General features: G+C 44.0%; 1 protein-coding gene. It reads left to right on the top strand.

Annotation, left to right across the window (positions count from 1 at the left end):
* The coding region (locus tag AC1M9C_RS15015; protein WP_481953985.1) for a type VI secretion system Vgr family protein at positions 1 to 252 on the top strand (252 nt) is incomplete at both ends.

The raw sequence follows: 252 nt of genomic DNA, 5'->3' as shown, positions 1-252 counted from the left end.
TACTCATCTCCACCTACAAACAAGAACAAGCCAAAGCAAACCATCTCGATGCAAGCGAAGCCAAACAACAACTCGAAAGTAGCTTAAACAACGCCAAAGCCTTAAGTGAAGTGGCAAAAAATCAACAAACTGATCCACTGAGCTTACTCGAAAACCTACAGGGCTATCTCAAGAACTTAGAGAGCGAAGACCAAAGCAAAGCCGCGGCCTTCAAACAAGCGATCATGCTTTTGGCTTCACCAAGTTCAATTG

Source organism: Acinetobacter sp. 24-47-39 (assembly GCF_056783825.1).
The sequence above is the reverse complement of the archived record's forward strand: the minus strand, read 5'-3'. Positions and strand labels throughout refer to the sequence as shown.